This window comes from Streptomyces kronopolitis (assembly GCF_050953795.1).
Classification (GTDB): Bacteria; Actinomycetota; Actinomycetes; order Streptomycetales; family Streptomycetaceae; genus Streptomyces; species Streptomyces kronopolitis_A.
The window spans coordinates 6,751,134-6,763,491 of the sequence record NZ_CP191850.1; the positions used below are offsets into that span (position 1 = coordinate 6,751,134).

Genomic DNA, 12,358 nt, shown 5'->3' on the forward strand with positions numbered 1-12,358 from the left:
CGACGGAATCCCTGAGCACGCTTTTCACAGTTCACTGCCGAAGGGGAAGCCATGACAGCGACGACCGACGGAAGCGCCGGGGCCCTGCCGCCCCGGGCCCCTTCGGCCGGCGACGCCACCGCCGGGAACATCACGGCATCCATCCGTACGCGCACCGCCTTACGGGAGGACACGGCGGATGCCGCCCGCCGCGCGACCGCCCGTGCCACCGATCATCTGCTGTCCGCACAGGACCCCGCCGGATGGTGGAAGGGCGACCTCGAGACCAACGTCACGATGGATGCAGAGGATCTGCTGCTCCGTCAGTTCCTGGGCATCCAGGACCCCGAACTCACCGAGGCCGCGGCCCGCTACATCCGCGGCGAGCAGGGCACGGACGGCACCTGGGCCACCTTCTACGGCGGGCCCGGCGAGCTTTCCACCACCGTCGAGGCCTATGTCGCCCTGCGGCTCGCCGGGGACGCCCCCGACGCACCGCACATGGCCCGGGCTTCCGCCTGGGTCCGCGAGCAGGGCGGCATCGCCGCGGCCCGGGTCTTCACCCGCATCTGGCTGGCCCTGTTCGGCTGGTGGAAGTGGGACGACCTGCCCGAACTGCCCCCGGAACTCCTCTACTTCCCCAGATGGTTCCCGCTCAACATCTATGACTTCGGGTGCTGGGCACGGCAGACGATCGTGCCGCTGACCATCGTCTCGGCCAAGCGCCCGGTACGCCCGGCGCCGTTCGCCCTCGACGAGCTGCACACCGATCCGCGCCGCCCCAACCCGCCGCGGCCGCTCGCCCCCGCGGTCAGCTGGGACGGCCTGTTCCAGCGCCTCGACAAGGCGCTGCACCTCTACCGCAAGGTCGCCCTGCGCAGGCTGCGCCGCGCCGCGATGCGCTCCGCCGCCCGCTGGATCATCGAGCGCCAGGAGAACGACGGCTGCTGGGGCGGCATCCAGCCGCCCGCCGTCTACTCCGTCATCGCCCTGCACCTCCTGGGCTACGACCTCGACCACCCCGTGCTGCGCACCGGCCTGGCCTCCCTCGACCGGTTCGCGGTGCGGCGCGAGGACGGCGCCCGGATGATCGAGGCCTGCCAGTCCCCGGTCTGGGACACCTGCCTGGCCACCATCGCGCTCGCCGACGCCGGAGTGCCCGCCGATCACCCGCAGCTGGTCAAGGCTGTCGACTGGATGCTCGCCGAGCAGATCGACCGCCCCGGCGACTGGAGTGTGAAGCGGCCCCAACTCCCCTGCGGGGGCTGGGCGTTCGAGTTCGACAACGACAACTACCCGGACATCGACGACACCGCCGAGGTGGTGATCGCCCTGCGCCGGGTCCGCCACCCCGATCCGCAGCGGGTCGACGCCGCGGTGCGCCGCGCGGTGCGCTGGAACTTCGGCATGCAGTCCAAGGACGGCGGCTGGGGCGCCTTCGACGTCGACAACACCAGCACGCTGCCCAACCGGCTGCCGTTCTGCGACTTCGGGGAGGTCATCGACCCGCCGTCGGCCGATGTCACCGCCCATGTCGTCGAGATGCTCGCCGACGTGGGCCGCACCCACGATCCGCGCACCCGCCGCGGCATCGCCTGGCTGCTGGCCGAACAGGACCCCTGCGGCGCCTGGTTCGGCCGCTGGGGTACCAACTACCTCTACGGCACCGGCTCGGTGCTCCCGGCGCTGGCCGCGGCCGGCATCCCGCGCTCGCACCCCGCCGTGCGCCGCGCGGTGCTGTGGCTGGAGCGGGTGCAGAACGACGACGGCGGCTGGGGCGAGGACCAGCGCTCCTACCAGGACAAGGAGCAGTGGGCCGGGCGCGGCGCCTCGACCGCCTCCCAGACCGCCTGGGCGCTGATGGCGCTGCTCGCGGCCGGCGAGCGCGACAGCGAGGCGGTACGGCGCGGGGTGCGCTGGCTGGCCGCGACCCAGCGCGAGGACGGCACCTGGGACGAGCCGTACTTCACCGGCACGGGCTTCCCCTGGGACTTCTCCATCAATTACCACCTCTACCGCCAGGTCTTCCCCCTGACGGCGCTGGGCCGCTATCTGGGCGGGGGACCGGCCGCCGCACCGGTGGGGGCCTGATGTCCGGCCGGCACCCGGCGGACGCGGATCCGCCGCTGCTGGTCGCCTGCGCACTCGGGATCGAGCGCTTCGCACTGCGCGGCGGCGACCGCCGGGATGCGGGGGAGCGGGCCCGGCCGTGGCCGGTCGTGCTCCGTACGGGCATGGGCCCCCAGGCGGCCGAACGCACCCTGGCCGCGGCGCTGGGTGAGGGCGCGGTCACCGAGCGTTCGCCGGTGGTCGCCAGTGGCTTCTGCGCCGGCCTCGCCCCCGGCATGCGGCCCGGGGACGTGATCGTCGCCTCGGCGACCCGCGGTCACCACCCGGACGCCCCGGAGACGCCCTGCCGGGACAACGCTGCGCTGCTGAGGGCCCTCGGGGAGCGTGGTCTGCGGGTGCACAGCGGGCTGCTGTGGGGCTCCGACCACGTGGTGCGCGGCGCCGAGCGGGCCGAGCTGCACGCCGCCGGGGCGGTCGCGGTGGACATGGAGTCCGCCGCCACGCTCCGGGCGGCGCGGCGGGCCGGTCCCCGTCCGGTTGCGGCCGTCCGGGTGGTCGTGGACGCTCCAGAACATGAACTCGTGCGTATCGGCACCGTGCGCGGTGGAATATCAGCCTTCCGAGTCCTGCGTTCCATCCTGCCTGTTTTCTACGAATGGCACCGTTCTTTGCTGCTCCCCTGGAGGTGAGTCAGATGGTCATGCCGCTTCGTCAGTCCATCCGGGTCGGTACCTATCTTTTTGAGCAGAAAATGATCCGGCGGCGGGAGAAGTTCCCGCTCATTGTCGAGCTGGAACCGCTCTTCGCCTGCAATCTGAAATGTGAGGGCTGCGGCAAGATCCAGCATCCTGCGGGCGTGCTGAAGCAGCGCATGCCGGTGGCGCAGGCGGTCGGCGCGGTGCTGGAGTCGGGCGCCCCGATGGTCTCCATCGCCGGCGGCGAGCCCCTGATGCACCCGCAGATCGACGAAATCGTGCGGCAGCTGGTGGCCAAGCGGAAATATGTCTTCCTGTGCACCAACGCCATGCTGCTGCGCAAGAAGCTGGAGAATTTCACGCCCTCCCAGTATTTCGCGTTCGCCGTGCACATCGACGGCATGCGCGAGCGGCATGACGAATCGGTCGCCAAGGAAGGTGTTTTCGACGAGGCGGTGGAGGCGATCAAGGAGGCCAAGCGGCGCGGCTTCCGGGTCACCACCAACTCCACCTTCTTCAACACCGACACCCCACAGACCATCATCGAGGTCCTCAATTTCCTCAACGACGACCTCCAGGTCGACGAGATGATGCTCTCGCCCGCCTACGCCTACGAGAAGGCCCCCGACCAGGAGCACTTCCTGGGCGTCGAGCAGACCCGCGAGCTGTTCAAGAAGGCCTTCGCCGGCGGCAACCGGCGCCGCTGGCGGCTCAACCACAGTCCGCTCTTCCTGGACTTCCTGGAGGGCAAGGCGGACTTCCCCTGCACGGCCTGGGCGATCCCCAACTACTCGCTCTTCGGCTGGCAGCGCCCCTGCTACCTGATGAGCGACGGCTACGTCCCGACCTACCGGGAACTCATCGAGGAGACCGACTGGGAGAAGTACGGCCGCGGCAAGGACCCGCGGTGCGCCAACTGCATGGCGCACTGCGGCTACGAGCCGACCGCCGTCCTCGCCACCATGGGCTCGCTGAAGGAGTCCCTGCGGGCGGCCAGGGAGACCATCGCGGGAAACCGCGGATGACCCGCTGAGCACAGGGGAGCCCGCCTGTCCGGGCTCCCCGCGTCACGGCCCGGCCCGCCGCCGCACCGCCCGCGGCAACGGACCGGACCGGCAGCACCGGCAGGGACGACTGGACCGAGCAGTGGGGGACCGTACATGACCATGCTGGAACACCTCCGGGAGCCGGGCGACCTCAAGGCGCTCCCGGCGGCCCGACTGCCCGAACTCGCCGAAGAGATCCGGCACTTCCTCGTCCGCGCCGTCACCCGCACCGGCGGCCATTTGGGCCCCAACCTCGGCGTGGTCGAGCTGACCATCGCCCTCCACCGGGTCTTCGTCTCACCCACCGACCGCATCCTGTGGGACACCGGCCACCAGACCTATGTGCACAAGCTGCTGACCGGCCGGCAGGACTTCTCCAAGCTGCGGGCCAAGGGCGGGCTGTCCGGATACCCCTCGCGCGCCGAGTCGGCACACGACGTCATCGAGAACAGTCACGCCTCGACGGTGCTGGGCTGGGCCGACGGTCTGGCCAAGGCCCACCGCATCCGCGGCACCCGCGACCACGTGGTGGCCGTGATCGGCGACGGCGCGCTGACCGGCGGGATGGCCTGGGAGGCGCTGAACAACATCGCCGTCGCCAAGGACCGTCCGCTGATCATCGTCGTCAACGACAACACCCGCTCCTACGCGCCCACCATCGGCGGCCTCGCCGACCACCTCGCCATCCTGCGCACCACCGACGGCTACGAGAAGTTCCTCGCCTGGGGCAAGGACGTCCTCCAGCGCACCCCGGTCCTGGGCACCCCGCTCTACGACTCGCTGCACGGCGCCAAGAAGGGCCTGAAGGACTTCATCGCCCCGCAGGGCATGTTCGAGGACCTGGGACTGAAGTACGTCGGGCCGGTCGACGGCCATGACATCGCGGCCGTCGAATCGGCGCTGCGCCGGGCGGCGGGCTTCCACGGACCGGTGCTGGTGCACTGCCTGACCGAGAAGGGCCGCGGCTACCCGCCCGCCCTGGAGGACGAGGCGGACCACTTCCACACCGTCGGCGTGATGGACCCGCTGACCTGCGCACCGGCCGCCGCGCCCGGTGCCCCCTCCTGGACGTCCGTCTTCGGCGACGAGATGCTGCGCATCGGCGCCGAACGCGAGGACGTGGTCGCCCTCACGGCGGCGATGCTGCAACCGGTCGGTCTGGAGAAGTTCGCCCGGGCCTACCCGGACCGGGTGTGGGACGTGGGCATCGCCGAGCAGCACGCGGCCGTGTCGGCGGCGGGCCTGGCGACCGGCGGCCTGCACCCGGTCTTCGCGGTCTACGCCACCTTCCTCAACCGCGCCTTCGACCAGGTGCTGATGGACGTGGCGCTGCACAGGTGCGGGGTCACCTTCGTGCTGGACCGGGCCGGGGTCACCGGCACCGACGGCGCCTCCCACAACGGCATGTGGGACATGTCGATCCTCCAGGTCGTCCCCGGCCTGCGGATCGCCGCACCGCGCGACGCCGAGCAGCTCCGCGCCCAGCTGCGCGAGGCGCTCGACGTGGACGACGCACCGACCGTCGTCCGCTTCCCCAAGGCGACCGTGGACGACCCGGTCCCGGCTGTCGACCGGATCGGCGGCGTCGACGTCCTCCACCGCGCACCGCACCCGGACGTCCTGCTGGTCGCCGTCGGGGTGATGGCCCCGGTCTGTCTGCGGGTCGCCGAACTCCTCGCCGCCCGCGGCGTCGACGCCACCGTCATCGATCCGCGCTGGGTCAAGCCGGTCGACGAGGCCATCGGGCAGCTCGCCGCACGGCACGCCATGGTGGCCGTCGTCGAGGACAACAGCCGCACCGGCGGCGTCGGCTGGGCGGTCGGCCAAGCCCTGCGGGACGCGGACGTGGACGTGCCGCTGCGCACCTTCGGCATCCCCGAGCAGTTCCTGCCGCACGCCCGGCGCGGTGAACTGCTGGCCGACATCGGACTCACCCCGGCCGAGATCGCCGGACAGATCAGCGCCGCGCTGGGCCGCACCGCGACGGGCCGTAAGGAGAGCACACCGTGACCGGATTCGATCTGCGAGGGCTCCTCGCCGAGCGCGGCGGTGAACGCTACGAGCTGCACGCCCGCCACCTCAACCACCAGCTCCCGCGGATGCTGCACACCCTCGGCTTCGACCGGGTCTACGAGCGGGCCGAGGGCGCCTACTTCTGGGACGCCGACGGCCAGGAGTACCTCGACATGCTCGCCGGGTTCGGGGTGATGGGCCTGGGCCGCCACCATCCCGTCGTCCGGCAGGCGCTGCACGACGTCCTCGACGCCCAGCTGGCCGACCTCACCCGCTTCGACTGCCCGCCGCTGCCGGGGCTGCTCGCCGAGAAGCTGCTGAGCCACGCACCCCACCTCGACCGGGTCTTCTTCGGCAACAGCGGCACCGAGGCCGTCGAGACCGCCCTGAAGTTCGCCCGCTACGCCACCGGCAGACCGCGCGTCCTGTACTGCACCCACGCCTTCCACGGCCTGACCACCGGCGCGCTCTCCGTCAACGGCGAGGACGGCTTCCGCGACGGCTTCGCCCCGCTGCTGCCGGACACCGCCGTCGAAATGGGCGACCTGGCCGCACTGGAGCGGGAGCTGAAGCGCGGCGACGTGGCCGCGTTCGTGGTCGAACCCGTCCAGGGCAAGGGCGTCCACCCCGTCCCGCCCGGCTTCCTGCGCGCCGCCCAGGAGCTGCTGCACCGCCACAAGGCGCTGCTGATCGCCGACGAGGTGCAGACGGGTCTGGGCCGCACCGGCGACTTCTTCGCCTACCAGCACGAGGACGGCGTCGAACCGGACCTGGTGTGCGTGGCGAAGGCGCTCTCCGGCGGCTATGTCCCCATCGGAGCGACCCTCGGCAAGGACTGGATCTTCAAGAAGGTCTACTCGTCCATGGACCGGGTCCTGGTGCACTCCGCGAGCTTCGGCTCCAACGCCCAGGCGATGGCGGCCGGTCTCGCGGTGCTCACGGTGATGGAGGACGAGCAGCTCGTCGCGCACGCCCGGCACCTCGGTGACCTGCTGCGCTCCCGGCTCGCCGCGCTCGTCGACGACTACGAGCTGCTGCACGACGTACGGGGCCGCGGCCTGATGATCGGCATCGAGTTCGGCCGCCCCAGGTCCCTGGGCCTGCGCGGCCGCTGGACCATGCTGCAGGCCGCCCGCAAGGGCCTGTTCGCGCAGATGGTCGTGGTCCCGCTGCTGCAACGGCACCACATCCTGACCCAGGTCTCCGGCGACCACCTGGAGGTCATCAAGCTGATCCCGCCGCTGATCATCACCGAGCGGGACGTCGACCGGTTCGTCACGGCCTTCACCGCCGTCATGGACGACGCCCACCACGGTGGCGGCCTGATGTGGGACTTCGGCCGGACCCTGGTCAAACAGTCCTTGCAGACGGGACGGGGCTGACCGGCGGCCTCAAACGGGCGCGAACGGCACCGGGCACCGGCGCCTGCCTGCCCGCCCCTACTGCCGTCCGTACGCCATCCACTTCCCGGGTTCCGCCAGGGGGCGGAACCCGGCCTTGCCGTAGACCTCATGGGCGTCGGCGGTGGCGAGGAGAATACGGCGGACCTCGTAGGGGGCCAGCTCGTCGCGGACCGCGGTCACCAGTGCCGTGCCTATGCCCTTGCCGCGCGCCTCGCGGGCGACGTAGACATCGCAGAGCCAGGCGAAGGTGACCCGGTCGGTGACCACCCGGGCATAGGCGACCTGGGCGCCCGAGCGGGTGTCGTAGGCGCCGAAGTTCAGCGAGCCGGCGATCGCCCGGTCCTGCTTCTCGCGCGAACGGCCGGCCGCCCAGTACGTGTCGGTGGACAGCCAGTGGTGCACCACGGCGGCGTCCAGCCGGGCCGGGTCGCTGGAGAACTCGTAGGTGTCGATCATGGCGGGCAGACTGCCACAGGGGCACCGCTCGCGGGAGTCAGTCCGTCAGCAGCCTGTCCCGCAGCCGTTCCCGGACGGCGGGGGTCAGCTTCAGCCCGTCGGCGAGGTAGGCCTCGGTCGTGCCCCAGGTGTGCTCGATCGCGTCGTAGGCGGCCGTGAGGTAGTCGGTGTGCGCGCCGAACAGCGGCGAGAGCAGCTCCATGACCTCCGGCGACATCCCCACCGCGGAGCTGTCGGAGCGGCGGATCTTGTAGCGGCGGTGCGGGTCGTTGGACTTGAGGTAGTCCGCCTCGATGGCGTCCCGCTCCACGCCGACCGCCAGCAGGGTCACGGCCACCGACAGGCCCGCCCGGTCCTTGCCCGCCGCGCAGTGCATCAGCGCCGGCACGCTGTCCTCGGCGAGCGCATGCAGCACCCGGCTGTGGTCCTCGGTGCGGGTGGTGATGATGTGGCGGTAGGTGGCGGCCATGCGGGCCGCGGCCTTCCCGTCGCCGAGCGCGGCGCGCAGCTGGTCCAGCTCGCCGTCGCGCACCATCGTCCAGAACTCCGCGCCGTCGGCCGGGTCGGTGAGCGGGATGTTCACATTGCGCACCCCGGGCAGGGCGACATCCGGCCCCTCCAGCTTGATGTCCGAGGCATTGCGGAAGTCGAAGACGGTGTGCAGTCCGAGGCCGGCCAGAAACGCCGCGTCCTCCTCCGTCGCATGGGCGAGGTGCCCACTGCGGAACAACCTGCCCTCCCGCACCCGACGCCCGTCCACGGTCGGCAGTCCACCCACGTCACGGAAGTTGCGGACCTCCGCGAGTTCGGTCTGGGCCGGTGGGACCTGCGGCGTCTGCGTCACGGGCGCTCCTCGGTGTCGGCCGCCGACGCTGCTCGTCGGCGAGGCGGGTCACCATCCGACGATACGACATTGATGCAAGGGGCAATCAGGCCGCAATCCAGGCGTGTCGGTGTGCGTCAGGGTGCGTCGAAGCGCCCGAAAAGCAAGCGGTGATCGTTCGTTATTCCCATTTGGGCAGAATTTGACCAGGTGGCATTTATCACCCGCCGTCAACCCCTGGTTACGTTGGCGTAGGTCACTTAGCGAGGTGAAGTATGTCCAGACGTGGCAGACGATTCGAAGAACATCAGCAGCAGCGGCGCCCACGGCGCCATCGGGTCGTACGCAGCCGTCGGGGACAGCTTCACGGAGGGGGTCGGGGATCCCGGCCCTGACGGGGTGTACATCGGTTGGGCGGACCGGCTCGCGGTTCTGCTCTCGGACCAGCGGGCGGAGGGGGACTTCCGCTACGCGAACCTCGCCGTCCGGGGGCGCCTCCTGGACCAGATCGTCGAGGAGCAGGTGCCGCGGGCCAAGGAGCTCGCCCCCGCTCTGGTGACGTTCTGTGCCGGCGGCAACGACATCCTGCGGCCGGGCTCGGACCCGGACGCGGTCGCGGAGCGCTACGAAGCGGCCGTCCGCGACCTGGCCGGATCGGTCGGCACGGTCCTGCTCTGCACGGGTTTCGACACCCGCGGCATCCCCGTGCTCAAGCATCTGCGCGGCAAGATCGCCACGTACACGGCGCACGTCCGGGCGATCGCGGACCGGCACGACTGCCCCGTCCTGGACCTGTGGTCGCTGAAGTCGGTGCAGGACCGGCGGGCCTGGAGCGAGGACCGGCTGCACCTGTCGGCCGACGGGCACACCCGGGTGGCGCTGCGCGCGGCCCAGGTGCTCGGGCTGGGGGTGCCGGCCGACCCGGACCAGCCGTGGCCCCCGGAGGCGGAGCGGTCGGCCGCCGACGCGCGGCGGGACAACATCCACTGGGCGCGGGAGCACCTCGTGCCGTGGATCGGCCGCCGGCTGCGCGGCGAGTCCTCCGGCGACCACGTCGAGGCGAAGCGGCCCGACCTGCTGCCGCTCTGAGGGATGACGGTGCGGACCGGCGCCGGGGTCCCCGGCGGCCGGCACCGGCCCGGGCATGACGGAGGCCCCGACCGCGCCGAGGGCGGAACGGGGCCTCAGAGTGCCGCGGTGCCGGTGTAGGGCAGGTCCGCCCAGACGACCCGGCCCGGTCCGCTGTCGGCGGGCCGGGATCCCCAGCTGTCGGACAGCGCGCCGACGAGGAACAGTCCCCGTCCGCACTCCTTGTCCACGCTGCCGGGCTGCACGTGCGGGGCGGAGTTCTCCCGGCCTCCCTGGTCGGTGATCTCTATGCGTATGTGCGCGCCGGACAGGGCGAGTTCGCAGAGGACCTTCTCGCTGTCGGTGTGCCGCAGCGCGTTGGTGAACAGCTCGGAGACCACCAACTCCACGTCGTCGCGAACTTGTTGATCCGCGCCCCACTCGCCCAGCAGCGCGCTGACGCGCCGCCGTGCCTCGGGCACGGACGTGCGTCGCGCCGGCAAGTGGAACGCGTCCTGCGGGTACTGGGCGACAGAGCTGCCACAGCGCCCTAACGAAGGAGCGTTGTTGGAGGAAGCCACTCCGTAACTATGTGCGATGCCGGTCACCGATGGCAAGGATCACTCTGCAATTTGCAGAATCGTAAGACGCAGTCTGTTGGCGCTCCTGACGGCATGACACACTGCTGCACACTGAAATCAGTGGGAGGCGATCGGACGTGGCGGACCCACGGTCGGCAGGTGCACCGACCGTCCTGCGGGTGGTGCTCGGCAAGCGGCTGCAGGACCTGCGCGAGAAGGCGGGGCTCTCCTTCGAACAGGCCGCAGCGGCGCTCGACGTGACCCACGCCACGATCCGGCGCATGGAGAAGGCCGAGGTCGGCCTCAAACTCCCTTACGTCGAGAAGCTGCTGGCCACCTATGGGGTGGTCGACGAGGGCGAGATCGAGGGTTTCCTCTCGCTCGCCCGCGAGGCCAACAAGCCCGGCTGGTGGCACCGCTTCCGCGACGTCCTGCCCGAGTGGTTCAGCGCCTACGTCAGCCTGGAGAGCGAGGCCAACCTCATCCGGGCCTACCAACCGCACTACGTCCCCGGGCTGTTGCAGACCGAGGACTACGCCGCCGCCGTGCTGCGGGCGGGGATGCCGCACGCCTCCCCGGCGGACATCGACCGGATCGTCGCCCTGCGGATGGAACGGCAGTCCCTGCTGACCCGCGACAACGCACCGATGCTGTGGGTCGTCATGGACGAGACCGTGCTGCGGCGGCCGATCGGCGGATCCCCGGTGATGCGGGACCAGATCTCCCGGCTCATGGAAGCCACCGCGCTGCCGAACGTCCGGCTCCAGATCATGCCCTTCGCCGCCGGCCCGCACCCGGCCATGTACGGCCCGTTCCACCTCTTCCGCTTCCCGATCCCGGAACTCCCGGACATCGCGTACGCGGAAAGCCTCGTCGGAGCCGTGTACTTCGACCAGCGCAACGACGTCTCGCAGTTCCTGGAGGCCCTCGACCGGATGTGTGCGCAGGCCGCGCCGGCACACCACACCGAGGCCATTCTGGGTGGCTTTCGCAAGGAGATCTGAACCATGGATCGCATACGCATCTACAACGGCATGCCCGCCAAAGAACTGGGCACGGACGGCTGGCACAAGCCGTGGAGCGGCGGCAACGGCGGCGAGTGCGTCGAGGCCATGCGGCTGGGGGACGGCCGGATCGCGCTGCGCCAGTCGACCGACCCCGACGGCCCGGCCCTCATCTACACGCACCGCGAAATGGTGAGCTTCATCGAGGGCGCGAAGGCGGGCCACGCCGACTTCCTCCTCGCGGGGGCACCGGCGCGGTGCACGGAGCGGAGGACGGCATGAGCGACCGGGACCTTACCCCGTCCGGCCCGGACGACGCGGTCACCCGCATCGCCCCGTACGTCCGGGGCCCGGAGCACTCCGGCTTCTCGGCCGAGGAGATCGACACCAGCCGGCCGCACCCGGCCCGGATGTACGACTACTACCTCGGCGGCTGGGACAACTACGAGGTCGACCGGGTGGCCGCGGAGCGCGTCATCGAGGTCCACCCGCAGGTGCGGCTCAGCGCCCGCGCCAACCGGGCCTTCATGCGGCGGGCGGTGCGCGCGCTCGCCGCCGACGGCATCCGGCAGATCATCGACATCGGCACCGGCATCCCCACTTCGCCCGCCACCCACGAGGTGGCCCGGGAGACCGCGCCCGACACCCGCGTCGTCTACGTCGACAACGACCCGATCGTCGCCACCCACGCCGGGGCCCGGCTGACCAACACCGAGGGCACCGCGTTCGTGCTCGGGGACGTCCGGGATCCCGAGGCCGTGCTGGACCACCCGGCCGTCCGGGAACTCATCGACTTCGACCGGCCGGTGGCGCTGCTGCTGGTCGCCGTCCTGCACTTCGTCCGGGACGACGAGGACCCCGCCGGGATCGTCGCCACCCTCGCCGAGGCGCTGCCCGCGGGCAGCGCGCTCGTGCTGTCGCACGCCACCGGCGAGCCCTACGAGGCCTACGCGCCGGGCCGCACCGACGAGCGGGCGCGCGACGGCGTGGTGAGCGTCTACCAGAGCTCCACCGCGAGCCTCAATCTGCGCGAGAAGGCGGACATCGAGCCGCTCTTCGGACCGTTCACCCTGCGGGAGCCGGGCGTCGTACGGGTGCCGCTGTGGCGGCCGGACGGCGCGGTGCCCGGCGCCGAGGAACTCAACAACACCATTTTCTACGGCGGTGTCGGCCGCAAGGACTGACCCGGACGGCCGGACGGGCGGGGCGCCCCCAACGGG

At 71.2% G+C, this 12,358-nt stretch carries 12 protein-coding genes; 9 read left to right on the forward strand and 3 right to left on the reverse strand.

Annotated elements, in window-relative coordinates:
- Nucleotides 1–51 precede the first annotated feature (51 nt).
- The 5 genes from shc (at nucleotide 52) to ACQP17_RS29800 (ending at nucleotide 7,185) form a co-directional block, all read left to right on the forward strand.
- On the forward strand, nucleotides 52–2,070 hold the full coding sequence (gene shc / locus ACQP17_RS29780) for a squalene--hopene cyclase (RefSeq protein ID WP_433859047.1): 2,019 nt from the start codon (nucleotides 52–54) through the stop codon (nucleotides 2,068–2,070).
- Complete coding sequence (locus ACQP17_RS29785; protein WP_433859048.1) at nucleotides 2,070–2,738, forward strand: 1-hydroxy-2-methyl-2-butenyl 4-diphosphate reductase; 669 nt, start codon at nucleotides 2,070–2,072, stop codon at nucleotides 2,736–2,738. Before shc ends, ACQP17_RS29785 begins: the two co-directional genes overlap by 1 nt.
- Nucleotides 2,739–2,743: 5 nt before the next feature.
- Complete coding sequence (gene hpnH, locus ACQP17_RS29790) at nucleotides 2,744–3,769, forward strand: adenosyl-hopene transferase HpnH (protein WP_433859049.1); 1,026 nt, start codon at nucleotides 2,744–2,746, stop codon at nucleotides 3,767–3,769.
- Nucleotides 3,770–3,904: 135 nt separating this feature from the next.
- On the forward strand, nucleotides 3,905–5,800 hold the full coding sequence (dxs, locus tag ACQP17_RS29795; protein WP_433859050.1) for a 1-deoxy-D-xylulose-5-phosphate synthase: 1,896 nt from the start codon (nucleotides 3,905–3,907) through the stop codon (nucleotides 5,798–5,800).
- Nucleotides 5,797–7,185 (forward strand): aspartate aminotransferase family protein, encoded by a 1,389-nt coding sequence (locus ACQP17_RS29800; protein ID WP_433859051.1) that lies wholly within the window; start codon nucleotides 5,797–5,799, stop codon nucleotides 7,183–7,185. Before dxs ends, ACQP17_RS29800 begins: the two co-directional genes overlap by 4 nt.
- Before the next feature lie 57 nt (nucleotides 7,186–7,242).
- On the opposite strand, the gene ACQP17_RS29805 is transcribed toward ACQP17_RS29800, so the two are convergent.
- Nucleotides 7,243–7,662: a GNAT family N-acetyltransferase gene (locus ACQP17_RS29805; protein WP_433859052.1), complete on the reverse strand. Its 420-nt coding sequence runs from the start codon at nucleotides 7,660–7,662 to the stop codon at nucleotides 7,243–7,245.
- 37 nt (nucleotides 7,663–7,699) lie between these two features.
- Complete coding sequence (locus tag ACQP17_RS29810) at nucleotides 7,700–8,506, reverse strand: tyrosine-protein phosphatase (RefSeq protein ID WP_433859053.1); 807 nt, start codon at nucleotides 8,504–8,506, stop codon at nucleotides 7,700–7,702.
- Nucleotides 8,507–8,770: 264 nt separating this feature from the next.
- Here ACQP17_RS29810 and ACQP17_RS29815 point away from each other — a divergent pair, with 264 nt between their 5' ends.
- On the forward strand, nucleotides 8,771–9,574 hold the full coding sequence (locus ACQP17_RS29815) for an SGNH/GDSL hydrolase family protein (protein ID WP_433859054.1): 804 nt from the start codon (nucleotides 8,771–8,773) through the stop codon (nucleotides 9,572–9,574).
- 95 nt (nucleotides 9,575–9,669) lie between these two features.
- Here the strand turns inward: ACQP17_RS29815 and ACQP17_RS29820 are convergent, their stop codons facing one another.
- Nucleotides 9,670–10,056, reverse strand: coding sequence for an ATP-binding protein (locus ACQP17_RS29820; RefSeq protein ID WP_433859055.1), 387 nt, complete (start codon nucleotides 10,054–10,056; stop codon nucleotides 9,670–9,672).
- Between the two features lie 215 nt (nucleotides 10,057–10,271).
- Here ACQP17_RS29820 and ACQP17_RS29825 point away from each other — a divergent pair, with 215 nt between their 5' ends.
- From ACQP17_RS29825 to ACQP17_RS29835, 3 genes are read left to right on the forward strand one after another with little or no spacing between them, the layout of a single operon-like run.
- Nucleotides 10,272–11,138, forward strand: coding sequence for a helix-turn-helix domain-containing protein (locus ACQP17_RS29825; protein ID WP_433859056.1), 867 nt, complete (start codon nucleotides 10,272–10,274; stop codon nucleotides 11,136–11,138).
- A gap of 3 nt (nucleotides 11,139–11,141) precedes the next feature.
- Nucleotides 11,142–11,420, forward strand: coding sequence for a DUF397 domain-containing protein (locus ACQP17_RS29830; RefSeq protein WP_433859057.1), 279 nt, complete (start codon nucleotides 11,142–11,144; stop codon nucleotides 11,418–11,420).
- A complete protein-coding gene (locus ACQP17_RS29835) occupies nucleotides 11,417–12,322 on the forward strand; it encodes an SAM-dependent methyltransferase (protein ID WP_433859058.1) in 906 nt (301 codons plus the stop codon). Before ACQP17_RS29830 ends, ACQP17_RS29835 begins: the two co-directional genes overlap by 4 nt.
- Nucleotides 12,323–12,358 lie beyond the last annotated feature (36 nt).